Source organism: Streptomyces sp. JLBT605, from assembly GCF_058215555.1.
In genome coordinates this window covers 3,812,515-3,837,803 of sequence record NZ_CM177087.1, presented here as the reverse complement: position 1 = coordinate 3,837,803, position 25,289 = coordinate 3,812,515, and the positions used below count along the sequence as shown (strand labels likewise).

Below are 25,289 nucleotides of genomic sequence, written 5' to 3'. Positions count from 1 at the left end.
AGATGTCACCTCACCCATCGGCATCCGGCCGAGGGGAGGGCATCATTCCGGAAACGGCCGGAAAGACTCACGCCCTTGTCCGGTTGGCGCGACCATGGTCGGGTGAAGGAACGGGTGAGAACCATCAGCTCCAGCGAGGATGGCCGGGCCCCGGGGCGGGGCCGGAAGGTCGGCCGCGCGCTGCGGCACCCGTTCGCCGCCACCGGACGCGGCATCCGCCGGGCCACCCACGCGCACGGCGCCGGCGAGTCCGGTCTGGGAAAGCTCATCGAGTTGCACGCGGTGAACTCCGCCGGCGACATGATGGTCACGATCGCGCTGGCCTCGACGGTGTTCTTCTCCGTGCCGACCGACGAGGCGCGCGGCCGGGTGGCGCTCTATCTCGCCATCACCCTGGCCCCGTTCGCGGTGCTCGCCCCCGTCATCGGCCCGCTGCTGGACCGCATCCCGCACGGCCGGCGCGCCGCGATGGCGACCGCGATGCTGAGCCGGGCGGTGCTGGCGCTCACCATGTCGACCGCCGTCGCGGGCGGCGGGCTGGAGCTGTATCCGGCCGCGCTGGGCGTGCTGGTCGCCTCCAAGGCGTACGGCGTCGTGCGGTCCGCCGTCGTACCTCGGCTGCTGCCGCACCGGTTCTCCCTGGTGAAGGCGAATTCCCGGGTCACCCTGGCCGGGCTGCTGGCCACCGGACTGGCGGCGCCGATCGGCGCCGGACTGCACCAGATCGGGCCCGAATGGCCGCTGTACGGGGCGTGCGTGGTCTTCGCCTCGGGCGCTGTCCTGTCCTTCCGGCTGCCGCACAAGGTGGACTCCGCGAAGGGCGAGGCGCGGGCCCAGCTCACCTCCGGCGAACACCATCTCCACCTGCCGCACCCGGGCCACCGGCACGAGACCCAGGACCGCGCGGCCGCCGGCGCCGGGCTCGAGTGCGGGACGGGGAAGGCCACCAGCAGCGCGGCACCGGCCAAGCGCCCCGGGCTGCGCACCGTCGGACCGTCCGTACTGCACGGGCTCCAGGCCTGCGCCTCGCTGAAGGCACTCTCCGGATTCCTCACCCTCTTCCTCGCCTTCCTGCTCCGCGAGCACCCGCTGGGCGGGCTCAGCCCCGAGATGTCGCTGGGGCTGGTGGTGGTCTCCGCGGGCCTGGGCAACGCGCTGGGCACGGCCATCGGAGCATGGCTGAAATCGCGCGGTCCGGAGCGGATCATCGCCGTGGTGCTCTCCGGCGCGCTCGCGGTGCTCATCGCGGCCGCCGCGCTCTACGGCGCCGTGCTGGTGGCGGCCGTCGCGGCGACCGGCGGACTGGCCCAGGCACTCGGCAAGCTGTCGCTGGACGCGCTGATCCAGCGGGACGTGCCGGAGGAGGTCCGCACCTCGGCGTTCTCCCGCTCCGAGACCACCTTGCAGATGTCCTGGGTGGTCGGCGGCGCCATCGGCATCTCCCTGCCGCTGAACGGGGCGCTGGGCATGTCGGTCGCCGCCGGCCTGATCGCTCTGGGCGTGCTCACATCCGTACGGGGGCTGCTGAGCGCGGGTCGACGCGGCTCGCCGCACCCCCGCGTGGCGTGAACCGGTCGGCCCGGTAGTTTGTGCCCATGACCGTTGCGCTGTTTTCCCTGGGCAAGGCCCGCCGTTCCCCGGCCCGGGCCCGTCGTGCCGCTGCCGCCGCTGGTGCCGTGTCCCTCGGGCTGATCGCCCTCACCGCCTGCGACGAGCCGACCCCCCGGGCGACGGTCACGGTCGGCTCCACCTCGGAGTCCTCCGAGGCCACCAAGGGCTGCTACAACGAGAGCGAGGGCCTGTCCAAGAAGGCGTTCGAGCCCTGCCTCAACAAGGAGACGGGCAAGACCATCACGCTCCACCCCGGCGAGCGGATCCGCTTCGGTGTGGACCCGGAGATCGCCGACTCCGGCTGGATCGTCGCCTCGACCAACGAGGTCATGAAGGGCGCCAGCCACGACACGTACCGCACCTTCGACGGCTCGGCCTTCTTCGAGCAGCGCGACCAGGTGGGCCGGACCACGCTGAGCCAGGAGACCACCATCGCGATCGTGCAGATCGGCGACGAGGGCAAGGGCCCGAAGGGCATGTGGCACTTCAAGCTGAAGCTGAAGCCCTGACGGACACGGACACCGTGACAGGCGCCGCGAAGCCCGCCGTGGCGGCGCGGGTGCTGGTGATCACCGCGGTGGCGGCCGAGCGCGACGCGGTCGTCCGCGGCGTGACCGCTGCGCAAGGGCCGGCCGCCGCGCAAGCACCGGCTCACGCGCCGGCCTCGGCCCCGGCCCGCCTTCCGGTCTCGGCCCCGGCCGACGCTTCGGCCTCGGTCCCGGCCGATGCGCCGGTCTCGGCCCCGGCCCCGGCCGACGCTTCGGGGCAGGTCCGGCCGGCCGATCCCCCGCTGCCCGGCTACGGTCCGGACCGGCTGGTCCGGACGCTGTGCCCGGTCCCGGGCGGGCGGGAGGCGCCCGCGACGGACGGCGCCGCCGCCAAGCCGGCCGATGGCCGCACGGTCGACGCAGGCGACGCAGGCGTGGTCAGGGCCGGCGCAGCCGATGGCCGCGCGGCCCGCGTCGTCGTGGATGTGCTGGATACCGGGGTCGGCCCGGCCGCCGCCGCTGCCGCCACGGCCACCGCGCTGACCGCCGCCGCGATCCGGCAGGCCCCGTACGACCTGGTGGTCTCCGCCGGGATCGGTGGCGGGTTCCCGGCCTGCCCGCCCGGCTCGGTCGTCGTCGCCGAGGCGATCGTCGCCGCCGACCTGGGAGCCGAGACCCCCGAGGGCTTCCTCCCCGTCACCGACCTGGGCTTCGGCACGGTCGAACACCGCCCGCCCGCCGCCTTGGCGCGGGCCGCCGCCGAGGCCACCGGCGCCGTCCGCGGCGCGGTTCTCACCGTCTCCACCGTGACCGGCAGCGCCGCACGCGCCGCCGCGCTGCGCGCCGCCCACCCGACGGCCGTCGCCGAGGCGATGGAGGGCTTCGGGGTGGCCGAAGCGGCGGCCGCCCACGGCTTGCCGGTACTGGAAGTGCGCACCGTCTCCAACGCGGTGGGCCCGCGTGACCGCGCGGCATGGCGGATCGGCGAGGCGATGGAGGCCCTGCGCGGCGCCTTCCGGCAGCTGGTGCCAGTGCTCGCCGCGGCCGCGCGGTGCGACGAACACGCCGACCGGGCGGCGAGTGTCCCGGCCGGGACGACGCTGAAGGAGGAGGCCGAAACCGATGGATGAGCAGCCGCTCAAGATCGCGTATTCACCGTGCCCGAACGACACCTTCGTCTTCCACGCCTGGGCGCACGGCCAAGTACCCGGTGCGCCCCGGCTCGATGTCACCTTCGCGGACATCGACATCACCAACGGCATGGCGGAGCGCGGCGAGTTCGACGTGCTGAAGGTCTCGTACGCCGTGCTGCCCTGGGTGCTGGAGGAGTACGCGCTGCTGCCGTGCGGCGGGGCGCTCGGGCGCGGCTGCGGGCCGCTGGTGCTGACCCGGGAGCCCGTCCGCGCCGAGACGTTGGCGGGGAAGACCGTCGCCGTGCCGAGCGAGCGCTCGACCGCGTACCTGCTGTTCCGGCTCTGGGCCGCGGACGCGGTGCCGGACGGGGTCGGTGAGGTCGTGGTGATGCCGTTCCACGAGATCATGCCCGCGGTCCGGGACGGGAAGGTGGACGCCGGACTCGTCATCCACGAGGCCCGCTTCACCTACCAGCAGTACGGGCTGCACTGCCTCGCCGACATGGGCGAGCACTGGGAGCTCACCACCGGCCTGCCGATCCCGCTCGGGGCGATCATCGCCAAGCGGGCGCTGGGCGCCGAGCGGCTGCGGGCGCTGGCGGAGGCGGCGCGCGCCTCGGTGCGGATGGCCTGGGACGATCCGCAGGCGTCCCGCCCCTACGTCCTGGCGCACGCCCAGGAGATGGACCCGGGCGTCGCCGATCAGCACATCGGGCTGTACGTGAACGAGTTCACCGCCGACCTGGGGGAGAACGGCTACGCCGCGGTGCGCGGGCTGCTGACCCGCGCCGCGGCCGAGGGGCTGGTGCCGCCCCTCGGCCGGGATGCGCTCGCCTTCGTCTAGCCGGCAGGCCCGGGATTCCCGGACCGCCCGGCCACGCCGGTCGGGCGGTCAGACAGTCAGGCAGACGGTGAGGCGGTCAGGCGGTCAGGCGGTCAGACGTCGAGCTGGTCGGCGACCGCGCGCAGCATCCCCGCGATCTTGCTCCCCTGGGACTTGTCCGGATAACGACCGCGCTCCAGCTGCTGCGTCACGTTCTCCAGCAGCGTGGTGAGGTCCTGGACGATCGAGGCCAGCTCATCGGGCTTACGGCGCTGCGCGGCCGCAACCGAGGGCGCAGGGTCGAGGACGTTCACGGAAAGCGCCTGGTCACCGCGGTTGCCGGCCACCACACCGAACTCGACGCGCTGCCCCGGCTTCAGCGAGTCCACGCCGTCCGGAAGCACCGACGAATGCACGAAGACGTCGCCGCCGTCATCACGGGAGAGAAAGCCGAAGCCCTTCTCGCTGTTGAACCACTTGACCTTGCCGGTAGGCACGTCTGTCCTCGTCCTCGTCACTCGTCGGAAATCACGGAAAAACAGCTCTGGATAGCACTAGAGCGGGTCGTAGGACCCGCCACCACCAAGGCTAATGGTCCGGAGCCTGGTGACAAGACGTACCCGGGTGGTTCCTGCCCGCTTTCGACCTACCCTGGTGCGGTGAGTGACACACCTGGATCGAACGACAGCGTGCCGGGCGACGGCCTGGTACGAGCCGGTGCCATCGTCTTCGCGGTCGGGGCGGTGGCCACGCTGGCCACCATCGCCCCGCTGCTGCTCGGCGCCGACCCGCTGCCGACCGTCGCGTATCTGGTCAGCATGCTGATGGGCGTGGGCTTCGCGCTCGCCGCCGCCGGACTGCTGCGGTCGATCGCGGCCCAGCGTCGGCAGGCCCGGACACCGGAGGGCGCCGGCTCGGCCGCGAACCCGGGCTGAGCGACGGCCCGGACCAACGGAGTTGAGCTCGGGCGGCCCGGGCCGGCGGATGTTCCGAACACCCTGGCGGCCCGGCCAACGGACGTTCAGTCACCCAGGCGGCCCGGCCAACGGATGTCCAGGCCCGGGCCGGCGTCGGCGAGGGTGAGGGCGACGGCGCTCAGGCCCGGGCGGCGCCGGACGGGGCCAACGGGGGTCAGCCGCGGGCGGCGCCGGCGGTGAGATGGCTCTCCAGCCAGGCCGGGAAGGCCGTCAGGTCGGGCAGCACCACGTCGGCTCCGGCGGCGCGCAACTCCTCAGCCCCGCACGGGCCGGTGGGGACCGCGACGGACAACGCGCCCGCGGTGCGTGCCCCGCGCACGTCTCCGAGGTGATCGCCGACGTAGACCGCCGCCTCGTGCTCGCGCAGCGCCTCCGCCTTGGCCTCGGCCCACAGCCAGCCGATGACGGCGTCCGGTTCCATGCCCAGGTGGCTCAGGTGCAGCTTGGCGTTCGGCTCGTGCTTGGCGGTGACGACGATGGCCCGCCCGCCCAGCCGCCGCACGGCCTCGATCGCCTCGCGGGCTCCCGGCATCGCCGTCGTGGGGGCTATGGCGTAGTGCGGGTAGAGCTCCCGGTACAGGTCGGCGATCTCCTCGATCCGCGCCGCGGGGAACCAGTGCGCCAGCTCCTGCTCCAGCGGCGGACCCAGCCGGGTGATGGCCAGGTCGGCGTCGACGAAGGTGCCGGTCCGCGCGGACAGCTCCACGAACGCCGCCTTGATGCCGGGCCGTGAGTCGATCAGGGTCATATCGAGGTCGAACCCGACCGTGAATCCGGCCGTGTCGGAGTACGCCGCCTTGTCAGCCATGGCGAACATTCTGCCGTGCGGCGCCTCGGCCGTTCCGGCCGGCCCGATTCGTCCCTCAGCCGCGCTGGCGGCGCCGGCCCCGCCACAGCAGGAAGAGCGCCGAGAGGACGGCCGCGGTGCGGACCACCACCGGCCAGGTCTCCTTGAGCACGTCCGCCATCCCGCCCTCCGGGATCGGCTCCCCCCACCGGCCGTCCAGCCGCCCCCACAGCCAGACCATCGCTCCGCCCGCGACCAGCCCGGGGACGCCCAGCACGGCCAGCTTGGCCTCCTGGGGGCTGAGCCGCCCCAGGTAGTAGGCGATCACCCAGCCGATCGCCAGCACGATCACGTTGCCCAGGACGGCGCCCGCGACCAGCAGCAGGATCGACAGCAGCAGCACCGGCCCGATGCTGCCGCGGCCGGCTCCCGCCGACTCCGCGGCCTTGCCGCGGCGGCGCAGCGCACGGCGCAGCAGGCCGGCCGACCCCCCAGCGCCCGCGCCCTCACCCACGGCGCCGCCGTCGGCTCCGGCCCCGGTGCCGCCGTGGCCGCCGGTCGCCTCGCGCGTGTCCCCCTCGACGCCGTCCGCGTCCCGTCCCCGCTGCGGGCCGGCACCCCCGGCGGTCGGCGGCCTGAGGAGTTCGGGGATCTCGATACCGCCGGTGAATCCGTCGACGGCACCGAACGGCGCCTCGCGCTGCTCTGTGAAGGGACCGGGGTCCGTCCGCCACCAGTCGGGGTCGGACTCGCGGGAACTGAGCTCGTCCTCGCCCGCCAGGTGCGGCGGCGAGGCGGTCCGCGGCCGGTCGGGGTCCGGCTCGGCTCCGGTGCGCGGCCCGGGCACGCCCTTTCCGGTCAGCCCGCCCTTCGACGTCAGGCCACCCTTGGTGGTCAGCCCGCCCAGCCCGCTCCGCTCGGCGAATCCGGCCAGCCGCTCCCGGGTGGTGCGGGAGAGCTTGCGGACGGGGGCCTCCTGGGGCACCGGGCCACCGGGGGCGGCCCCGCCGGGCGGCTCGGCGACCTGGCTCACCGGTTCGGCGCCACCCGGGCCTGCGGACTCTTCCCGGTCCGCGGCCCCGGCCGCCCGGGAAGCCGCACCGGCCTCCCGAGCCGTCGCACCGGAGCCTTCGTGTCCGTCGCCGGGGCGGGCGGGAGCGGGGGGCGCCGGGGCGAAGTCGCCGCCGCGCGTGCCGCCACGGGACGTGCCACCGCCAGACGTGCCGCTACCGGACATATCGCCGCCCAGGCCGCCGCCGTATCCGTTGCCGTGTCCGTTGCCGTCGCCGCCCGCCTTGGCGACGACCTCGGCGGGCGTGCCGAGTTTGCCCAGGATCCGCTTCACCCCGGCCTCGCTCTGCCCGCCCGACCCGGCCCCCGCGCGCCGCTGGTCGATCTCCGAGCGCAGTGTGGCGACCAAGCGCATCCGGTCGCGGGACGGCAGCCCGCACTGCTGAGCCAGGTCGCCGACCTGGCTCAGATAGTCGTACACGAGCCGATCGCTTTCGATCCCCACCAAAACCCCTGCGGTCGCGCACCGTTGGTGTCCCGCCATTCCGGAACGTTCCGACGGTACCGCGCCGGCCCCGGCGATCGAGGTGTCCGCGCCCCGGGTCCACGTCATGTCCACCCGCTACTGTGGGTCGAATGACCAACTCGCGGCCCCCGCGGACGTCACCGACGGCGGGAAATGGAAGCGACCGGGACGGCGAGCGGACGGCCGCGCGGACCGGTGACGCGGCCCCGCGCACTCTCGCCGAGGAGCTGCGCACCCGCCCCGACGAGGCCCTGGCCGTGCTGCTGCGCGCCCGCCCCGACCTGCTCTCGCCCGTCCCCAACGATCTGACGCAGCTGGCCACCCGGGCCGGTACCCGCGCCTCGGTCGTACGGGCCATCGAGCGCCTGAACCGCTTCACGCTGCAGACCGCGGAGGCCCTGGCGGTCGCTCCCGACCCCTGCGGGTACGAGACGCTGCTCGCCCTGATGACCGGCGACACGCCCGGCCCCCCGGCCGCGGATGAACCCCCGCCGCCCGCCGCCGACGCTCAGTCGCGGGGCGCCATCGCCGCACAGCTGCCCAGGGCCGTGGCCACGCTCCGGGCGCAGGCCCTGCTCTGGGGCGGCGACGACCGGCTGCGACTGGTCCGCACCGCCCGCGAACTGCTTGCCCCCGCCAGCAACGCCCCCTCACCGACCGGCCTGGGGCCGACGGTGGCGGAGGCGACGGCCGGCATGTCACCCGGCCGCCTCCAGGAGATCATCGCCGCCGCCGGGCTGCCCGCCACCCATGACCCGGTGACCGCGGTCGCCGCGCTGACCTCGCTCTTCACGGACCGTACGCGGATGGCCGAGCTGCTCGCCGAGGCGCCTTCGGACGCCACCGCGATCCTCGCCCGGCTGACCTGGGGTCCGCCGTACGGCGAGGTGTCGGTCAGCTCCCCCTCTCCCCCGGTGCGGTGGCTGATGGCCCGCGGTCTGCTGCTGCCCTCCGGCCCCCGCCATGTGGTGCTGCCCCGGGAGGCGGCCCTGCATCTGCGCGGCGGGCGGGCACACCGCGCCCCCGAGCCACTGCCGCCCGCCCTCCGGTCGGCGGCCGAACACCGTCCACAGGCTGTGGACGCCGCGGCCGCGGGCCAGGCGTACACCGCGCTGACGACCATCGAGGAGCTGCTCAAGCTCTGGGACACCGGCGGGCCCCTGGTGCTGCGCGCGGGCGGGGTGAGCGTCCGGGATCTCAAGCGGACCGCCGCCGCTCTCGACGCGACCGAGCCGGTGGCCGCCTTCTGGCTCGAACTCGCCTACGCCGCCGGGCTGCTGGCCTCGGACGGGGACGCGGACGAGCGCTACGCGCCCACCCCCGAGTACGACGACTGGCTCCGTCTCCCCGCCGAGGAACGCTGGGCCGCGCTCGCCACCGCGTGGCTGGCCGCCACCCGGACCGCCGGGCTGGTCGGCAGCCGCGACCCCAAGGGCCGTACGCTCTCCGCCCTCGGCCCTGAGCTGGACCGATCCCCCGCCCCGGAGGTACGCCGCCGGGTGCTGGAACTCCTCGCCGCCCTGCCGCCCGGCGTCTCGGCGGACGAGGAGGCGCTGCTGGCCCGGCTCCGCTGGGAGCGCCCGCTGCGCGGCGCCGGCCCCTCCCGCGCGGCCACGGCCCCGGCCCGCCCCACCGGCACCGCGGACGCCACGGGCGCGGGCGCCGGCCAGGTCACGGGCCCCGGCGCCGGCCTGGTGACAGGCGCCGGCGCGAGCGCGGCGCGTCCGGAGGCGCGTGGCCCGTACGCCCCCGGCACGTCCGAAACCGCCGGGCAACCCGGTCAGCCCGGCGCGCAACCCGGTCACTCCGCCTCGGCCGCACCCGCGGAGGACCTCCGCTCCCGGCTGGCCCGTTGGGCCCGCGCCGAGGCGGAGTTGCTCGGCGTCACCGGCCGCGGCGCCCTCTCCGCCCACGGCCGAGCCCTCCTCGGCCCGACCCACCCGCCCGCCGGCCCCAGCACCAGCGAAACCGGGGCCGAAGCCGAGGCGGGGGCCACCGCCATCCCGGCCCCCGAGCACGCGAGCGCCGCCGCGCCCTCCCCCGCCGAGGTCGCCGCCGCCGCGGCGCAGGCGGCCCGGCTGCTGGCGCCGCTGCTGCCCGAACCGCTGGACCACGTCCTGCTCCAGGCCGACCTCACCGCCGTCGCCCCCGGCCCGCTGGAGCGGCCGCTCGCGGACGCGCTCGGCGTGCTGGCCGAGGTCGAGTCCAAAGGTGGCGCGACCGTCTACCGCTTCACCCCCGCCTCGGTGCGCCGCGCCCTGGACGCCGGCCGCTCGGCGACCGATCTGCACGCCTTCCTCGAGCGGCACTCCCGCACCCCGGTCCCGCAGCCGCTCGCCTACCTCATCGACGATGTGGCCAGGCGGCACGGCCGGCTGCGGATCGGCGCCGCCTCGGCGTACGTCCGCTGCGACGACGACGCGCTGCTGGCCGAGATCCTCGCCGACCGGCGCTCCGCGAACCTGCGTCTGCGCCGGCTGGCGCCCACCGTGCTGGCCGCCCAGACCGCCCCGGACGCGCTGCTCGACGGCCTGCGGGCGATGGGCTACGCGCCCGCCGCCGAGTCCGCCGAGGGCGATGTGCTGGTCACCCGGGCCGACGCCCACCGCACCCCGCCGCGCGCCGCCCCGGTGCCGGTGCCGGAGGGGCCGCCGATCCCCGATGCGACGCTGCTCGGCGCGGCGGTGCGGGCCATCCGGGCCGGGGACCGGGCCGCGACCACCCCGCACAAGCCGGTACCCGCGCCCGCCGGCCGCACCGAGCCCGCCGCCACCACCGCCGGCGGTCTGCCGCGCAGCACCGTCGCCGACACCCTGGCCACCATGCAGGCCGCCGTCCTCACCGGCTCGGCGGTCTGGATCGGCTACGTCAGTGCCGACGGCGCCGCCAGCCAGCGGGTGATCGCCCCGATCCGGGTGGAGGGCGGCTTCGTCACGGCCTACGACCACACCGCCGACGAGGTCCGCACCTACCCCCTGCACCGCGTCACCGGAGCCGCCGAACTCGCCGACGACGCGATCTGACCTGGTCCGGCGTCTCCTCGAGGCCGGCTCGCGAGTACGGCTCCCGCCGGCTTCTTCCGCGGCCCGCCCCGGTACGTCCGCCGATGGTGGACACTGGATGTTTGGCCGCTCCGGCGCCCCGGCGTCCTCGGCGGGCCGCGCAGCGGAAGGCAAGCGGACGGAAAGGGCTCACGCGCGTGACCGGACCTCTGATCGTGCAAAGCGACAAGACCCTGCTCCTGGAAGTCGACCACGAGCAGGCGGACGCCTGCCGTCGCGCCATCGCGCCCTTCGCGGAGCTGGAACGCGCCCCCGAGCACATCCACACCTACCGGGTGACGCCGCTGGGCCTGTGGAACGCGCGCGCCGCCGGGCATGACGCCGAGCAGGTGGTCGACGCCCTGGTCTCGCACTCCCGCTACCCCGTGCCGCACGCCCTGCTGGTCGACATCGCCGAGACCATGGCCCGCTACGGGCGGCTGCGGCTGCTCAAGCACCCCACCCACGGGCTGGTGCTGGAGAGCAGCGACCGTCCGGTCCTGGAGGAGGTGCTGCGGTCGAGGAAGATCCAGCCGCTGGTCGGCGCCCGGCTCGACCCGGACACGGTGGTCGTGCACCCCTCCGAGCGGGGGCAGATCAAGCAGGTGCTGCTGAAGCTGGGGTGGCCGGCGGAGGACCTGGCCGGTTACGTGGACGGCGAGGCGCACCCGATCGAGCTGCGCGAGGACGGCTGGGCGCTGCGGCCGTATCAGCGGCAGGCGGTGGAGGGCTTCTGGCACGGCGGATCGGGTGTCGTCGTGCTGCCCTGTGGCGCGGGGAAGACGCTGGTCGGAGCGGGTGCGATGGCGACCGCCAAGTCGACCACGCTGATCCTGGTGACCAACACCGTCTCGGCCCGGCAGTGGAAGCACGAGCTGGTGAAGCGGACCTCGCTGACGGAGGACGAGATCGGCGAGTACAGCGGTACGAGGAAGGAGATCCGGCCGGTCACCATCGCGACCTACCAGGTGCTGACGACCAAGCGGAAGGGCGTCTACCCGCATCTGGAGCTGTTCGACTCCCGCGACTGGGGGCTGATCGTCTACGACGAGGTGCATCTGCTGCCCGCCCCCGTCTTCAAGTTCACCGCGGACCTCCAGGCGCGGCGCCGGCTGGGGCTGACCGCCACCCTGGTCCGGGAGGACGGGCGTGAGTCGGATGTCTTCTCGCTGATCGGCCCGAAGCGGTTCGACGCTCCGTGGAAGGAGATCGAGGCGCAGGGGTACATCGCGCCCGCGGACTGTGTGGAGGTCCGGGTCAATCTGACCGGCTCCGAGCGGCTGGCGTACGCGACGGCGGAGACGGAGGAGAAGTACCGCTTCTGCGCCACCACGGACTCCAAGCGGCACATCACCGAGGCGCTGGTGGCCAAGCACCGGGGCCAGCAGACGCTGGTCATCGGGCAGTACATCGACCAGCTGGACGAGCTGGGCGAGCACCTGGACGCGCCGGTCATCAAGGGTGAGACGTCGAACGCGCAGCGCGAGAAGCTGTTCGACGCGTTCCGGCGGGGTGAGATCTCGGTTCTGGTGGTGTCCAAGGTCGCCAACTTCTCCATCGATCTGCCGGAGGCGACGGTCGCCATCCAGGTCTCGGGCACGTTCGGCTCCCGTCAGGAGGAGGCCCAGCGGCTGGGCCGGGTGCTGCGGCCGAAGGCGGACGGCCACCCGGCGGTCTTCTACTCGGTCGTCGCCCGCGACACCATCGACCAGGACTTCGCCGCCCACCGCCAGCGCTTCCTCGCCGAGCAGGGGTACGCCTACCGGATCGTGGACGCGAGCGCGCTCCTCGCCGACGAGGACGTCTGAGCCGCGCCAACCCAGCCGCTCAGGGGACGGGCAGCGTCATCAGAGCGTGCAGCGTCACCAGCAGCGGCAGCGGGGCCAGCAGGCTGAGGAGCGCGCGTCGCCCGCGATGGCGCACCTGCGTGGGCAGGGCCCAGGCGGGGACGAGCAGCGCCAGGGTGGCCAGCGCCGAGATGCCCAGCATCATCGGGAGGCGTGCCAGGGCGCTGTCCAGCTCGGCTGGGCAGTCGTCCGGTCCGCAGGCGTCGGCCGCCATGGGCGAGAGGCCGACCAAGAACACGTCGATCAGGACCAGCGGCACCGCGAGGATCGTCGCGATCAGCGGGGCGATCCATGCCCTGCGGTCCAGCTCGTACCCCGGGAGGACGGGGGGCGCCGGGAACGCCGGCGGGGGCGCGCAGCCGTGCCGGGGCGTGGCCGGGTGGGCCGGGTGCCGCAGGGGCTGGAAGGACGGGCCGTTCGACAGGGTGTGCGACGAGGGGGACGGGTCTGCGGCGGCGGAACGCTCATGACGGCAGTCAACGCCGGGCCACGGACAGGCCGGATCGGGCCGCGTACTCAGTCGGGTACTCAGTCCGTACTCAGCCGGGCGCTCAGTGGGCGGTGCGTATCTCGTCGCTGTACTCGCCGAGCACGACGACGCCGAAGGCCGTGGTCGCGAAGACCTTGATCGCGCGCAAAGCGTTTCCGAGGAGGTGCCGGGGGTGCCCCTCGGACTCCTCGCGCAGGGCGGTGGCGCCGTGCGCGGAGGGGTCGTGGGCGGGGCCGATGGATGGGTTGATGGCTGCTGCGCTCATGTCTCCAGGATGCGATTCACGCGTTTGGAGCACATCGGTCTGCCGGGGTAATCAGCAGGCCGTGTGCGTACGACCACAGGGGCAGCCGTCCCCTACGGGAGGACGACGGCATCCCTGAGAAGAGCTGAGGGCCGAGGGCCCCGCGGGCGCGGAAAATCGTTCGCGCGCGCCGTGCCCGATGGTTACACTCGCCCCTTCCCGGGCTCGATCCGGGGACATCCCGCCGCCTCCCGCACGGCCCCGCCCGGGCCTGCTCGCGGAGCCGCCGTCCGGACGGAAACCGGGCGGCACGCGCGCGTGACGACGCGCGCGCACCACTTCCCGCATCACCGGACAGCCGTACCCAGCCGGAGGCCCCACCGTGCCCTCGCACGCCCCTGACCTGCACGATCAACATGATCAGCACGCCCATGACACCTGTGACGCACGCGACGCACGCGACCCGCTGGAGCGGGAGCGCGCGCATCTCACCGCCTCCCGGGCCGCGCTGCGCGCCATGCGGGCCGATGTCGAGGCGCTCGACATCACCGACGTCACCGCGAACTGGGTGAACGCCGTCGTCCTCCAGCACCAGATCGACGAGCGGATCAAGGCGCTGGCCGACCTCGCCCACACCCCCCTCTTCTTCGGACGGCTGCACTATCTGTACGCCCCGGGAGCGGACAAGGCCGAGGGGGCGGAAGGGGAGGACTTCTACATCGGGCGGCGGCATGTGCACGACGCCGACGGCGACCCGATGGTGATCGACTGGCGGGCGCCGGTCTCCCAGCCCTTCTACCAGGCGTCCAAGAAAGAGCCGATGGACGTGCGGCTGCGCCGCCGGTTCGGCTACACCGGCGGCGAGTTGACGGCGTACGAGGACGAGGACCTCACCGACCCGGCCGAGAGCGGGACCGCCGGCAAGCTGCTCCAGTCCGAGATCGAGCGGCCGCGCGTCGGCCCGATGCGCGACATCGTGGCGACCATCCAGCCCGAGCAGGACGAGATCGTCCGGGCCGGGATCGGCGGCACGGTCTGCGTCCAGGGGGCACCCGGCACCGGGAAGACCGCGGTCGGCCTGCACCGGATCGCGTATCTGCTCTACGCGCACCGCGAGCGGCTGGCACGCACCGGCACCCTGGTCATCGGGCCGAACCGCTCCTTCCTGCAGTACATCGAGCAGGTGCTGCCGGCGCTCGGTGAGTTGCAGGTCAAGCAGGCCACCGTGGACGACCTGGTGGCCCGCGAGGGCGTGCAGGTGCGGGGCGCGGACGACGCCGAGGCGGCCCGTATCAAGGGGGACGCGCGGCTGGCCGAGGTGCTGCGGCGCGGCCTGCGCTCGCACGTCACCCTGCCCACCGAGCCGTGCGTCGTGGTGCGCGGCTCGCGCCGCTGGCGGGTACCGGCCCACGAGATCGAGGAGATCGTGCGCGAGCTGCTCGACCGGGACATCCGGTACGGGGCGGCCCGCGAGGCGCTGCCGCAGCGGATCGCGCACGCGGTGCTGGTGCGGATGGAGCAGGCGGGCGAGGCGCCGGACGACCGGGTGCAGGACGCGGTCGCGCGCAACGCGGCGGTGAAGGCGACGGTCAAGGCTCTCTGGCCGCCGGTCGACCCGGCCAAGCTGGTGCTGCGACTGCTCACCGATGCCGACTTCCTGGCCGAGCACGCGGCCGGGCTGCTCTCGGCCGAGGAGCAGCAGGCGGTGCTGTGGGCGAAGCCGGCCCGCAGCGTGAAGTCGGCGAAGTGGTCACCGGCGGACGCGGTGCTGATCGACGAGGCGGCCGATCTGATCCAGCGCACGCCCTCGCTGGGGCATGTCGTGCTGGACGAGGCGCAGGACCTCTCCCCGATGCAGTACCGGGCGGTGGGCCGCCGCTGCACGACCGGCTCGGCGACCATCCTCGGCGACCTGGCGCAGGGCACCACACCCTGGGCTACGGGCAGTTGGCAGGAGGCGCTGGCCCACCTCGGCAAGCCGGAGGGGCTGATCGAGGAGCTGACGCAGGGGTTCCGGGTACCCCGCCAGGTCATCGCGTACGCCTCGCGGCTGCTGCCGGCCATCGCGCCGGGCCTGACGGAGGCGACCTCGATCCGGGAGGCGGCGGGAGACTTCTCGGTGCGGGCCGTGGCGGCGGACGCGCTGGACGCGGAGGTGGTGGCGGCCTGCCGGAGGGCCCTGGAGCACGAGGGTTCCATCGGCCTGATCGCGGCGGACGCCCGTATTCCGGTGCTCGCCGAGGCGCTGACGGACGCCGGGCTGGCGTATCTCGCGCCCGGCGAGGAGACCACGGCCGAGTCCCGGCTGACCCTGGTGCCGGCGACGCTGGCCAAGGGTCTGGAGTACGACCATGTGGTGCTGGACGAGCCGGCCGCCGTGGTCGACGGCGAACCGGACGAACGCACCGGCCTGCGGCGGCTGTATGTGGCGCTGACCCGAGCGGTGTCAGGGCTGGCCGTGGTGCACGCGGCGCCGCTGCCGGAGCAGTTGGGCTGACAGCCGCGGGCCGTCCCGCCCGTCGCCGAGGCGGCCGGCACCGCACTACGCGAGGTGCTGACCGCCTCCGCACATCAGACCGGAACCACCGCGTCCAGCGCCTCGCGCCAGGTGCGGACCGCCGCCTCGTCGACCGGGCCCGACCAGCCGGCCGGCCGGCTCGCCCCGCCGATGTGGAAGGCGTCGATTCCGGCCGCGCGCAGGGCGGGCAGGTGGTCGAGGCGCAGACCGCCGCCCACCATGAGGCGAGGGGCGTAACCGGGATCGGGGTCGCCGGTCGCAGGCTCCGCGGCGCCGCTCCGGTGACCGCCACCGCGGGCCGCCTCGGCCAGCAGGGTCGGCAGGCCGTCGTCCACACCGCGCGCCGAGCCCGCCGTGAGGTAGGTGTCCAGGCCGGGCGCGTAGGCGAGCTGCTTGCGCAGGGCCTCGCGGTCCGCGGCGTGGTCGATGGCCCGGTGGAACGTCCACCGGACCGCGCCGAGGGCCTCGGTCAGGGCGTCGATCGCCGCCAGGTCGGGCCGGCCGTCGGCGGTCAGGAAGCCGAGGACGAACTCCTCGGCGCCTTCCGCGCGCAGCGCCTGGGCCGTCCGGCACAGCGCGTCGAGTGCCGCCGCGCCGCCGGCCGCGAAGCCGTCGGTGGCCCGGAGCATCACCCGCAGCGGGAGGTGGACGGCGGCGCGGACCGCCGCGAAGGTCTCGCGGGCGGGGGTGAGGCCGTCGGCCGCCATGTCGGTGACCAGTTCGAGGCGGTCGGCGCCTCCGGCCTGGGCAGCGACCGCGTCCGTCGCGTCGAGAGCGATCACCTCAAGAATTGGTCTAGACATGTAGCACAGCCTGCCACACGCGCCCCGCCGAGGGAACACGGCCTCACCGCAGCTGTCCCCATGCCCCACAATTGGCCCATGGCCACGCCCCGTCCCCACCGAACGGACCGGTCGGATCACCCGGCCCACGACGCGCTGCTCACGCGCTGGGTGGCGCTGCTCAACAGCGCCCGGGAGGGTGCCTGCCACCCCGACCCCCATCCGTACGGGAAGGACCTGCTCGACCGCTGGGCCGAGCCGCAGCGCCACTACCACACCACCAACCACCTCATCGCGGTCCTCGACCACGTCGACACGCTGGCCGGGCACGCGGCCGATCCGGACGCGGTGGCGCTCGCCGCCTGGTTCCATGACGCGGTCTACCTCCCGGACCGGTCGACCAACGAGGAGCGCAGCGCCCGGCTCGCCGAGCGGGCGCTACCGGAGGCGGGGGTACCGGCGGACCGCACCGCCGAGGTGGCACGGCTGGTCCGGCTGACCACCGACCACGACCCGGCCCCCGGGGACCGCAACGGCGAGGTGCTGTGCGACGCGGACCTGGCGGTGCTGGCCGGGTCCCCGCAGAGTTACGCGACGTACGCGGCGGGCGTGCGGCAGGAGTACGGCTTCGTGCCGGACGCCGCCTTCCGGGAGGGACGGGCGGCGGTGCTGCGCCATCTGCTCGGGCTGCCCCGGCTGTTCCGCACCCCGTACGGCCAGGAGCACTGGGAGCGCACGGCGCGCCACAACCTCGGCGCGGAGCTGGAGTTGCTGGAGGTCTGACCTCACGGCAGGCGCGGCTCCGGTGTGCGGGTGACGGCGCGGCCCAGCGACGCGACCTCCCTGGCGAAGGCGGTCGCGTCGAGGACGGCGGCGCCGCCCGGGTCGTTGTTGAAGTACGCGTAGACGTCGGCGTCGCCGGGCCAGGTGTCGGTCAGCCGACGGGCCCAGTGCGCCAGGGCCTGGCGGCCGTAGCGGGGCCAGGGGGCGGCCAGGCCGGCGTGGAAGCGCAGATAGCCCCAGGGGGCGGTCCGCCACAGCGGGGTGATGGGGCGGGACCCCCGGTCCGCCCAGCACAGGGCGGCGCCGTGCCGCTCCAGCAGAGCCCGGACCTCCGCCGTCCACCAGGATGCGTGGCGGGGTTCGACGGCCACCCGGGTGGTGGGCGGGAAGCAGGCGAGGCAGGCATCGAGGAGGGCGGTGTCCGCGCGCAGGGTGGGCGGCAGTTGGAGCAGGACGGGCCCCAGCCGGTCGCCCAGCCCCAAGGTGTGGGACATCAGCCGTCGCACCGGCTCCTCGGGGTCGCGCAGCCGCTTGATGTGGGTCAGGTAGCGGCTGGCCTTGACCGCCATCACGAACCCCTCGGGGGTGCGGTGCCGCCAGGCCGCGAACTGTTCGGCCGCCGGGAGCCGGTAGAAGGCGTTGTTGTTCTCCACGGTCGCGAAGGAGCGGGCGTACTCCTCCAGCCACAGCCGCTGGGGGCAGTCGGGCGGGTAGAGGACGCCGCGCCAGTCGCGGTACTGCCAGCCCGACGTTCCGACGAGGACGACCATGGCCTCACAAGGCTCCGCGCCTTACCTCCGGCGCCGCAGCCCCGCCCCCACCAGCCGGTGCACCAGCTCCTTGCTGGGGACCTCCACCGCCCCGGCGCGGACCGCCTCGGCGTACAGCTCACTGGGTACGTCGTAGTGGTCCCGCTCGAACCCCCGGCGGGGAGCGCCGATGCGGTCGGCGAAGGCGTGGAGTTCTTCGTAGGACTCGTCGCTGACCAGATGCGACCATCGGCGGCCGTGCCCCGGCCAGACCGGTGGGTCGATGTAGAGCGTCATCAGTGGTCCACCTCTCCCGCGGTGCCCAGGGAGCCGACCCGGGCCACCGCGACCGCCGTCTTGCCGCACACCCAGTGCGGGTCGGGGCCGAGTTCCGGCTCCACGTCCAGCGCGTGCGGGTCGCCGCCTTCGGTGCACACCGGGCACAGCGGCCAGCGGCCGTACCGGTCCAGCAGGGCGTCCTGGACGTCCTGGGCCACCAGCCCCGCCAGGAACGCTATGCCTTCCGGCCATTGCTCCACCCACCACCGGCGGTGCGCGATGGCGTCCTCCACCAGGGAAACGATGTCCGCCTGGGTGACCTGGCCCGCCGCGAGGTCCGCGAGGACCAGTGCCCGCGCCGCGTGCAGCGCCCGTTCAAGCTCCATATGGCTCATTCTCTCGCCGTACCGGGCCTTGACGCCCGCCGAAGTCCGAAAATACTTTTCGTACGTGAGCAGTCCACTGAAGGAAACTTTCCATCAGCTCGACGCGGCGGCCGTCCCCCCGGCCCCGCCGGCACCCGCGACTCCCTCCCTCCCCGCCGTGTCCCCGGCGCCGCCGGCGCCCCCCGCGCCGCCCGCACCGGCCGCGCTCGCCGCGAAGGTGCGCACCCTGGCGCCGTCCATGACCCGCTCCATGCAGCGCGTCGCCGAAGCGGTCGCCGGTGATCCGGCCGGGTGCGCCGCGCTCACCGTCACCGGGCTCGCCGCGCGCACCGGGACCAGCGAGGCCACCGTGGTGCGCACCTCGCGGCTGCTCGGCTACCCCGGCTACCGGGACCTGCGGCTGGCGCTCGCCGCCCTCGCCGCCCAGCAGGCCGCCGGGCGGGCGCCCGCCGTCACCGCCGACATCGCGGTCGACGACCCGATCGCCGACGTGGTCACCAAGCTCGCCCAGGAGGAGCAGCAGTGCCTCGCCGACACCGCGGCGGGGCTGGACACCGGCCAGTTGGAGGCGGCGGTCACCGCACTCGCCGCCGCCCGCCGGATCGACGTGTACGGCATCGGCGCCTCCAACCTCGTCGGCCAGGACCTGGTACAGAAGCTGCTGCGCATCGGCCTGATCGCGCACGCCCCCGCCGACCCGCACCTCGCCGTCACCAACGCCGTGCAGCTGAGGGCGGGCGACGTGGCCATCGCGATCAGCCACTCCGGCCGCACCACCGACGTCATCGAGCCACTGCGGGTCGCCTTCGAGCGCGGGGCGACGACCGTGGCGATCACCGGCCGGCCGGACGGCGGCATCGCGCAGTACGCGGACCTCCTCCTCGCCACCTCCACCGCACGTGAGAGCGAGCTGCGCCCCGCGGCGATGTCGAGCCGGACCAGCCAGCTGCTCGTGGTGGACTGTCTGTTCATCGGGGTCGCCCAGCGCACCTACGAGTCGGCGGCCCCGGCCCTGTCCGCCTCCTACGAGGCCCTCGCCCACCGGCACGATCCCCGGACCGGCCGCTGACCCCAGGGGGTGTCCGATGAGTCGCCGCGACGCCGCGGAGACCCGGCGGAGACCCCCAAACCCGACCGGCCCGGCTCGCACCGACACGTACTCGACACGTCGACACGCACTCGACCGCCCGCTGACCCCCGACCAGCAAACGGAGAGCCGCCGTTCCATGCCTGCCACCCCCGACCCCGCAGATCTGCGCTCCCAGCTCGACACCCTGACCACCGAGGCGTTCCGTCCGGAACTGGCCGAGATCGACCAGCTCACCACCGCGGAGATCGCCCGCCTGATGAACACCGAGGACGCCGGGGTGCCCGCCGCCGTCGCCGCCCAGCTGCCCCGGATCGCCGCCGCCATCGACGGCATCGCCGAGCGGATGGCGCGCGGCGGCCGGCTGGTCTACGCGGGCGCGGGCACCGCCGGACGCCTCGGCGTCCTCGACGCCAGCGAGTGCCCGCCCACCTTCAACACCGCCCCCGGCCAGGTCATGGGGGTGATCGCGGGCGGGCCGGCGGCCATGGTCAGCTCCGTCGAAGGCGCCGAGGACAGCGAGCAGCTGGCCGCCGCCGACCTGGACCGGCTGAGCATCACCGGGGACGACATCGTCGTCGGCATCTCCGCCTCCGGCCGCACCCCGTACGCCATCGGCGCCGTCGAACACGCCCGCGCGCTGGGCGCGCTCACCATCGGGCTCTCCTGCAACGCCGGATCGACGCTCGCCGCCGCCGCCGATCACGGCATCGAGATCGTCGTAGGGCCGGAGCTGGTCACCGGCTCCACCCGGCTCAAGGCGGGCACCGCCCAGAAGCTCGTCCTCAACATGTTCTCGACCATCACCATGATCCGGCTGGGCAAGACCTACGGGAACCTGATGGTCGACGTGCGCGCCTCCAACGACAAGCTGCGTGCCCGCTCCCGCCGGATCGTCTGGCTGGCCACGGGCGCGGACGACAAGGTCATCGAGGACGCCCTGACCGCCACCGAGGGAGAGGTGAAGCCCGCCATCCTCACCATCCTCGGCGAGGTCGACGCGCCCACCGCCACCCGTCTGCTCTCCGCCTCCCACGGACACCTGCGCACCGCCCTGGAGGCGACCGGCCACGCACCGACCCGCTGATCAGCGGTCAGCCCGACTCCGGTGGCCGGCAGGTGCGGCGCAGCAGGAGGAGGGCGATGTCGTCCTGGGCGGGGCCGTCACCCGCCGAGGCGACCACCCGGTCGGCCAGCGCGGACAGGTCGTACGGGGGCACTCCCGCTGTGCCCGGCGGCCTGGGCGGCGGCGCCCCCGGCGGAGCGACGGGGGGTGTTCCCGGCGCCGCGCCGGTGCGGGGTTCGGCCGCGCCGGTGCCAGGTTCGGCCGCGCCGGTTCGGGGGTCGGCCGCGCCGGTTCGGGGCTCGAAGGCCCAGCGGGCGAGGCCGTCCGCCAGCCGGGCCAGTGACTCGCCGATGTCCTCGCCGCGTTTCTCGACCAGGCCGTCGGTGTAGAGCAGCAGTGTCGCGCCGGGCGGCAGGTCGCATACGTGGACGGGGTAGTCCTGGTGCTCGAAGCAGCCCATCGGCACCCCGCCCGGGGTCTCGATCTCGGCGACCCGGCCGTCCGGCCCGATCAGCAGTGGGCAGGCGTGCCCGGCGCGGGCCACCCGGATCCGGTCGCGGGCGGTGGAGACCTGCACCGCGACGGCGGTGGCGAAGCGGTCGGTGTCCACCTCGCACATGATGTCGTTGCCCCTGACCAGCAGCTCGGCCGGTCCCGTGCCGCCGCCGGCGTGCGCGCGCATGGCCACCCGGACGTGGCCCATCACCGCCGCCGCCCGCGCGCTGTGGCCCTGCACATCGCCCACCACGAACATCACCTGGCCGTCGGGCGCCGGGATCACGTCGTACCAGTCGCCGCCGACGTCCAGCCCGTCGGAGCCGGGCAGATAGCGCACCGCGACCTCCAGTCCGGGCAGGTCGGGAATGCTGCTGGGCAGCATCAGATGCTGGAGCTCGGTCATCTGGCGGCGCCGCTCGTCCGACAGCCGGGTCCGGCCGACGGCCTGGGCGAGCACACCGGCCGCCGCGATGCACAGCGCCTCGTCGTCTCCTGTGAACACATGGGCCCGGTCGAAACTGATCACACAGGTGCCGACCGGGCCGACGGCGGTGACCAGTGGCAGGATCGCCCACGCCTCCTGGCCGGGCAGCCGGGGCAGCTCGGCGGCGAGGGCCGCCCGGCCGCCCTGGCAGTCGGCGCGCGAGGCGAAGAACAACGGCCGCTGCTCCAGGCCGGCCAGCAGCTCCGGGCCGTCCCGCACCTCCTGGGCGCCGGCTTGCAGGGCCTCCAGTTCCGCCTCGCGGAAGCCGTGGGTCGCGGCCACCGCCAGCCTGCCGCCGTCGCTGACGTAGACGGTGATGTGGGTGGCGCCGAGCACCGGCAGCACCATGGCGGCCGCGGTGTCGATGACCTCCTGGGTGGACAGCGCCCCGGTGATCGCGCGGGTGACGCTGAGCAGGAACTCCCGCCGGGCCATGTCGCGCGCATACCGCCGGTGCTCGTCGGTGCGGTCCTGGGCGATGCCGAGCATGCCCTGCGGCCGGCCCTCGGCGTCGTGGAAGACGCGTCCCTCGGCCTTCACCCAGCGCACCGCCCCGCCCGGGTGCACCACGCGGTAGGAGGCCGTGAACTTCCCGGTCTCCACCGCCGTGGCCAGCTCGGCCTCGACAGCCTGCCGGTCCTCCGGGTGCAGCACCTCGTAGAAGGTCTCGATCCGCTCGTCGAACTCCTGCGGCGGCACCCCGAAGATCCGGCACAGCCGCTCGTCCCAGATCACCCGCCCGGAGTCGAAGTCCCAGTCGTAGAAGCCGATGTCCGCGCTGGACATGGCCAGCTCCAGGCGGGCCCCGCGGGAGCGGCTGTCGATCTGCCGGATCGCCTGGCCCAGCCGTGGGTTGCCGGCCCCGGCGGCCGCATCACCCAGGGCCAGCAGGTGCTCCAGCCGGTGCGCGCAGACCGCGGTGATCAGGTTCAGGTCGAGCTGCTCGGCGTCGCCGGGCGCCTCCGGCAGGACCCGCAGGAGTACGGTCCCCAGGCACCGGTCGTCGGCCAGCAGCGGGAAGGCGGCGAAGCCGGTGGGCTCCCAGAAGGCGTACACGTCGGGGTAGTTGGTGCGGAAGTACTCGGCCGGCGCGAAGATCGGCCGGCGCTCCCGGATCGAGCGCGGGGAGGGCAGATCGGCGTGCGGGGAGATCGTCTCGAACCGCTGCCGCGCCTCCTCGGAGTAGCCGCGGCAGGTCGCCAGCCGCAGCCGGCCGTCGTCCTGGAGGAGGTAGACCGCGCCGCTGCCGCCGCCCACCCGGGTCAGGCAGGCGTCCAGGGTCAGGGTCAGCAGCTCGGAGGTGTCGGCGCAGGCCAGCAGCCGCACCGCCGCCGCCCGCGCGGCGGCGCCGGGATCCGCCTGCGAGCCGAGGCCGGGATGCGCCGCCTGCGAGCCAGTGTCGGGGGGCGCCTGCGGGCCGGGGCCGGGATCCGCCTGCGAAGGGCCGGTCGTCCGGCCGGGGTCGGCGCCCGGGGGCGGGTCCGGGGCCGGGCCTGGGCCGGGCTCCGCACCGCGCGTTCCGCCGCCCTGTCCCGGCACTCGACCCGCCTCCGCCGTGCGACATCCCGCGGGGCACCACGGCGCCGCGGCATGTGGACGGCCCCGACGGTCGGATACGGCCCTGACGGCCGGCCACGGCCATCAGCGCCCACGACGCGCACACGGCACCACAGCCCCCGCGCCATCAGGATAAGCCGGGCACTCCGGATACGCCGCTGGGGCGGCACCCTCCGCAGAGGATGCCGCCCCAGGGCTTGAGGACGGTTGATCAACCAGAGTTGATCAGAAGTCCATGTCACCGCCCGGCATGCCGCCCGGAGCGGCCGCGGCGGCCTTCTCCGGCTTGTCGGCGATGACGGCCTCGGTGGTGAGGAACAGCGCGGCGATCGACGCGGCGTTCTGCAGCGCGGAGCGGGTGACCTTCGCCGGGTCGATGATGCCCTCGGCGACCAGGTCGACGTACTCGCCGGTCGCGGCGTTCAGGCCGTGGCCCGGGGTCAGGTTGCGCACCTTCTCCACCACGACGCCGCCCTCGAGGCCGGCGTTGACCGCGATCTGCTTGAGCGGGGCCTCCAGGGCCAGCTTCACAGCCTGGGCACCGGTGGCCTCGTCACCCTCGAGCTCGAGCTTCTCGAACACCTGGGACGCCTGGAGCAGGGCCACGCCACCACCGGCGACGATGCCCTCCTCGACGGCGGCCTTGGCGTTGCGCACCGCGTCCTCGATGCGGTGCTTGCGCTCCTTGAGCTCCACCTCGGTGGCGGCGCCGGCCTTGATGACGGCCACGCCGCCGGCCAGCTTCGCGAGGCGCTCCTGGAGCTTCTCGCGGTCGTAGTCCGAGTCGGAGTTCTCGATCTCGGCGCGGATCTGGTTCACGCGGCCCTGCACCTGGTCGGCGTCACCGGCGCCGTCCACGATGGTGGTCTCGTCCTTGGTGACGGTGACCTTGCGGGCGCGGCCGAGCAGGTCGACGCCGGCGCTCTCCAGCTTGAGACCGACCTCCTCGGAGATCACGGTGCCGCCGGTGAGGATGGCGATGTCGCCGAGCATGGCCTTGCGACGGTCACCGAAGCCCGGGGCCTTGACGGCGACGGACTTGAAGGTGCCGCGGATCTTGTTGACGACCAGGGTCGCCAGGGCCTCGCCCTCGATGTCCTCGGCGATGATCAGCAGCGGCTTGCCCGACTGCATGACCTTCTCCAGCAGCGGAAGGAGGTCCTTCACGTTGGAGATCTTGGAGTTGACGATCAGGATGTACGGGTCGTCCAGGGACGCCTCCATACGCTCCATGTCCGTCGCGAAGTACGGGGAGATGTAGCCCTTGTCGAAGCGCATGCCCTCGGTGAGCTCAAGCTCCAGCCCGAAGGTCTGCGACTCCTCGACGGTGATGACGCCTTCCTTGCCGACCTTGTCCATCGCCTCGGCGATGAGCTCGCCGATCTGGGTGTCGGCGGCGGAGATGGAGGCGGTGGAGGCGATCTGCTCCTTGGTCTCCACGTCCTTGGCCTGCTCGAGCAGGGCGGCGGAGACGGCCTCGACGGCCTTCTCGATGCCACGCTTGAGGGCCATCGGGTTGGCGCCGGCGGCGACGTTGCGCAGGCCTTCCTTGACCAGCGCCTGGGCGAGGACGGTCGCGGTCGTCGTGCCGTCACCGGCGACGTCGTCCGTCTTCTTCGCGACCTCCTTGACCAGCTCGGCGCCGATCTTCTCGTACGGGTCCTCGAGCTCGATCTCCTTGGCGATGGACACACCATCGTTGGTGATCGTGGGGGCGCCCCACTTCTTCTCGAGGACGACGTTGCGGCCCTTGGGGCCGAGGGTGACCTTGACGGCGTCGGCGAGCTGGTTCATCCCGCGCTCGAGGCCGCGCCGCGCCTCCTCGTCGAACGCGATGATCTTGGCCATGTGAAGTGGTCCTCCCAAGACGGGGTGGATTGCTCCGGACCGCGCCTGGCGCCCGCGACGGACGGCCTGCCTGCCCTTGCGGTTCCTTGCCCCGCGGGCCTGCGGGCCTCACCGACCCGGTCCTTCTTTGTCACTCTCACTCGGAGAGTGCTAAGCAATGATTAGCACTCGGCACCCGAGAGTGCAAGCTGTTGGGGCGGCACTCGAAAGGGTGAGGCGACGCCGGAGGGGCGTCCCCGGACCGCCTCCCGGCTCCACCCGCGGACAGACGGAA

Annotated in this window: 22 protein-coding genes; 11 read left to right on the top strand and 11 right to left on the bottom strand. The window is 74.1% G+C overall.

Features of this window, described 5'->3' with window-relative positions:
- Positions 1-114 precede the first annotated feature (114 nt).
- From AC4BDD_RS16680 to AC4BDD_RS16665, 4 genes are read left to right on the top strand one after another with little or no spacing between them, the layout of a single operon-like run.
- Positions 115-1,569 (top strand): MFS transporter, encoded by a 1,455-nt coding sequence (locus tag AC4BDD_RS16680; RefSeq protein WP_490686234.1) that lies wholly within the window; start codon positions 115-117, stop codon positions 1,567-1,569.
- Positions 1,570-1,595: 26 nt separating this feature from the next.
- Positions 1,596-2,120, top strand: a complete 525-nt coding sequence (locus tag AC4BDD_RS16675; RefSeq protein ID WP_490686233.1) for a hypothetical protein — start codon at positions 1,596-1,598, stop codon at positions 2,118-2,120.
- Positions 2,090-3,229, top strand: a complete 1,140-nt coding sequence (locus AC4BDD_RS16670; RefSeq protein ID WP_490686232.1) for a futalosine hydrolase — start codon at positions 2,090-2,092, stop codon at positions 3,227-3,229. Before AC4BDD_RS16675 ends, AC4BDD_RS16670 begins: the two co-directional genes overlap by 31 nt.
- On the top strand, positions 3,222-4,076 hold the full coding sequence (locus tag AC4BDD_RS16665) for a 1,4-dihydroxy-6-naphtoate synthase (RefSeq protein WP_490686231.1): 855 nt from the start codon (positions 3,222-3,224) through the stop codon (positions 4,074-4,076). Before AC4BDD_RS16670 ends, AC4BDD_RS16665 begins: the two co-directional genes overlap by 8 nt.
- A gap of 92 nt (positions 4,077-4,168) precedes the next feature.
- On the opposite strand, the gene AC4BDD_RS16660 is transcribed toward AC4BDD_RS16665, so the two are convergent.
- A complete protein-coding gene (locus tag AC4BDD_RS16660; RefSeq protein ID WP_490686230.1) occupies positions 4,169-4,552 on the bottom strand; it encodes a cold-shock protein in 384 nt (127 codons plus the stop codon).
- A gap of 162 nt (positions 4,553-4,714) precedes the next feature.
- Between AC4BDD_RS16660 and AC4BDD_RS16655 the strand changes: the two genes are divergently transcribed.
- On the top strand, positions 4,715-4,990 hold the full coding sequence (locus AC4BDD_RS16655; protein WP_490686229.1) for a hypothetical protein: 276 nt from the start codon (positions 4,715-4,717) through the stop codon (positions 4,988-4,990).
- 196 nt (positions 4,991-5,186) lie between these two features.
- On the opposite strand, the gene AC4BDD_RS16650 is transcribed toward AC4BDD_RS16655, so the two are convergent.
- Complete coding sequence (locus AC4BDD_RS16650; RefSeq protein ID WP_490686228.1) at positions 5,187-5,840, bottom strand: HAD family hydrolase; 654 nt, start codon at positions 5,838-5,840, stop codon at positions 5,187-5,189.
- A gap of 55 nt (positions 5,841-5,895) precedes the next feature.
- Complete coding sequence (locus AC4BDD_RS16645; protein ID WP_490686227.1) at positions 5,896-7,335, bottom strand: hypothetical protein; 1,440 nt, start codon at positions 7,333-7,335, stop codon at positions 5,896-5,898.
- A gap of 131 nt (positions 7,336-7,466) precedes the next feature.
- On the opposite strand from AC4BDD_RS16645, the gene AC4BDD_RS16640 reads away from it, so the two are divergent.
- Both AC4BDD_RS16640 and AC4BDD_RS16635 read left to right on the top strand, forming a co-directional pair.
- On the top strand, positions 7,467-10,379 hold the full coding sequence (locus tag AC4BDD_RS16640) for a helicase-associated domain-containing protein (RefSeq protein WP_490686226.1): 2,913 nt from the start codon (positions 7,467-7,469) through the stop codon (positions 10,377-10,379).
- A 176-nt stretch (positions 10,380-10,555) separates the two neighbouring features.
- Positions 10,556-12,205, top strand: a complete 1,650-nt coding sequence (locus tag AC4BDD_RS16635) for a DNA repair helicase XPB (RefSeq protein ID WP_490686225.1) — start codon at positions 10,556-10,558, stop codon at positions 12,203-12,205.
- Positions 12,206-12,224: 19 nt separating this feature from the next.
- On the opposite strand, the gene AC4BDD_RS16630 is transcribed toward AC4BDD_RS16635, so the two are convergent.
- Together AC4BDD_RS16630 and AC4BDD_RS16625 are read right to left on the bottom strand one after the other, a co-directional pair.
- Complete coding sequence (locus AC4BDD_RS16630; protein ID WP_490686224.1) at positions 12,225-12,503, bottom strand: hypothetical protein; 279 nt, start codon at positions 12,501-12,503, stop codon at positions 12,225-12,227.
- A gap of 292 nt (positions 12,504-12,795) precedes the next feature.
- Complete coding sequence (locus tag AC4BDD_RS16625) at positions 12,796-12,999, bottom strand: hypothetical protein (protein ID WP_490686223.1); 204 nt, start codon at positions 12,997-12,999, stop codon at positions 12,796-12,798.
- 361 nt (positions 13,000-13,360) lie between these two features.
- Between AC4BDD_RS16625 and AC4BDD_RS16620 the strand changes: the two genes are divergently transcribed.
- Complete coding sequence (locus tag AC4BDD_RS16620; RefSeq protein ID WP_490686222.1) at positions 13,361-15,475, top strand: HelD family protein; 2,115 nt, start codon at positions 13,361-13,363, stop codon at positions 15,473-15,475.
- Between the two features lie 74 nt (positions 15,476-15,549).
- Here the strand turns inward: AC4BDD_RS16620 and AC4BDD_RS16615 are convergent, their stop codons facing one another.
- The gene (locus AC4BDD_RS16615; protein WP_490686221.1) at positions 15,550-16,299 is read right to left on the bottom strand and encodes a copper homeostasis protein CutC; all 750 of its coding nucleotides are present in this window, start codon (positions 16,297-16,299) and stop codon (positions 15,550-15,552) included.
- 78 nt (positions 16,300-16,377) lie between these two features.
- On the opposite strand from AC4BDD_RS16615, the gene AC4BDD_RS16610 reads away from it, so the two are divergent.
- Positions 16,378-17,061 (top strand): HD domain-containing protein, encoded by a 684-nt coding sequence (locus AC4BDD_RS16610; protein ID WP_490686220.1) that lies wholly within the window; start codon positions 16,378-16,380, stop codon positions 17,059-17,061.
- Between the two features lie 2 nt (positions 17,062-17,063).
- On the opposite strand, the gene AC4BDD_RS16605 is transcribed toward AC4BDD_RS16610, so the two are convergent.
- From AC4BDD_RS16605 to AC4BDD_RS16595, 3 genes are read right to left on the bottom strand one after another with little or no spacing between them, the layout of a single operon-like run.
- Positions 17,064-17,831, bottom strand: coding sequence for a DUF72 domain-containing protein (locus AC4BDD_RS16605; RefSeq protein ID WP_490686219.1), 768 nt, complete (start codon positions 17,829-17,831; stop codon positions 17,064-17,066).
- A gap of 21 nt (positions 17,832-17,852) precedes the next feature.
- Entirely contained in the window at positions 17,853-18,107 is a 255-nt protein-coding gene (locus AC4BDD_RS16600) for a DUF4031 domain-containing protein (RefSeq protein WP_490686218.1), read from the bottom strand.
- A complete protein-coding gene (locus AC4BDD_RS16595; protein ID WP_490686217.1) occupies positions 18,107-18,475 on the bottom strand; it encodes a DUF8819 family protein in 369 nt (122 codons plus the stop codon). The genes AC4BDD_RS16600 and AC4BDD_RS16595 overlap by 1 nt, the downstream gene beginning before the upstream one ends.
- 64 nt (positions 18,476-18,539) lie before the next feature.
- On the opposite strand from AC4BDD_RS16595, the gene AC4BDD_RS16590 reads away from it, so the two are divergent.
- Both AC4BDD_RS16590 and murQ read left to right on the top strand, forming a co-directional pair.
- Positions 18,540-19,544 (top strand): MurR/RpiR family transcriptional regulator, encoded by a 1,005-nt coding sequence (locus tag AC4BDD_RS16590; protein ID WP_490686216.1) that lies wholly within the window; start codon positions 18,540-18,542, stop codon positions 19,542-19,544.
- Between the two features lie 157 nt (positions 19,545-19,701).
- Complete coding sequence (gene murQ / locus AC4BDD_RS16585) at positions 19,702-20,649, top strand: N-acetylmuramic acid 6-phosphate etherase (RefSeq protein ID WP_490686215.1); 948 nt, start codon at positions 19,702-19,704, stop codon at positions 20,647-20,649.
- A 7-nt stretch (positions 20,650-20,656) separates the two neighbouring features.
- Here the strand turns inward: murQ and AC4BDD_RS16580 are convergent, their stop codons facing one another.
- Positions 20,657-23,149 carry a SpoIIE family protein phosphatase gene (locus AC4BDD_RS16580; protein WP_490686214.1) on the bottom strand — a complete coding sequence of 831 codons (2,493 nt, stop codon included), beginning with the start codon at positions 23,147-23,149 and terminating at the stop codon, positions 20,657-20,659.
- 243 nt (positions 23,150-23,392) lie between these two features.
- The gene (groL, locus tag AC4BDD_RS16575) at positions 23,393-25,015 is read right to left on the bottom strand and encodes a chaperonin GroEL (protein ID WP_490686213.1); all 1,623 of its coding nucleotides are present in this window, start codon (positions 25,013-25,015) and stop codon (positions 23,393-23,395) included.
- Positions 25,016-25,289 lie beyond the last annotated feature (274 nt).

Excerpts from the sequence above, each read along its gene's own strand:
- AC4BDD_RS16675 (WP_490686233.1), top strand. The coding sequence starts at position 1,596 with ATGACCGTTGCGCTGTTTTCCCTGGGCAAGGCCCGCCGTTCCCCGGCC.
- AC4BDD_RS16665 (WP_490686231.1), top strand. The coding sequence starts at position 3,222 with ATGGATGAGCAGCCGCTCAAGATCGCGTATTCACCGTGCCCGAACGAC.
- AC4BDD_RS16650 (WP_490686228.1), bottom strand. The coding sequence starts at position 5,840 with ATGGCTGACAAGGCGGCGTACTCCGACACGGCCGGATTCACGGTCGGG.
- AC4BDD_RS16640 (WP_490686226.1), top strand. The coding sequence starts at position 7,467 with ATGACCAACTCGCGGCCCCCGCGGACGTCACCGACGGCGGGAAATGGA.
- AC4BDD_RS16625 (WP_490686223.1), bottom strand. The coding sequence starts at position 12,999 with ATGAGCGCAGCAGCCATCAACCCATCCATCGGCCCCGCCCACGACCCC.
- AC4BDD_RS16615 (WP_490686221.1), bottom strand. The coding sequence starts at position 16,299 with ATGTCTAGACCAATTCTTGAGGTGATCGCTCTCGACGCGACGGACGCG.
- AC4BDD_RS16610 (WP_490686220.1), top strand. The coding sequence starts at position 16,378 with ATGGCCACGCCCCGTCCCCACCGAACGGACCGGTCGGATCACCCGGCC.
- AC4BDD_RS16605 (WP_490686219.1), bottom strand. The coding sequence starts at position 17,831 with ATGGTCGTCCTCGTCGGAACGTCGGGCTGGCAGTACCGCGACTGGCGC.
- AC4BDD_RS16600 (WP_490686218.1), bottom strand. The coding sequence starts at position 18,107 with ATGACGCTCTACATCGACCCACCGGTCTGGCCGGGGCACGGCCGCCGA.
- AC4BDD_RS16595 (WP_490686217.1), bottom strand. The coding sequence starts at position 18,475 with ATGGAGCTTGAACGGGCGCTGCACGCGGCGCGGGCACTGGTCCTCGCG.
- murQ (WP_490686215.1), top strand. The coding sequence starts at position 19,702 with ATGCCTGCCACCCCCGACCCCGCAGATCTGCGCTCCCAGCTCGACACC.
- groL (WP_490686213.1), bottom strand. The coding sequence starts at position 25,015 with ATGGCCAAGATCATCGCGTTCGACGAGGAGGCGCGGCGCGGCCTCGAG.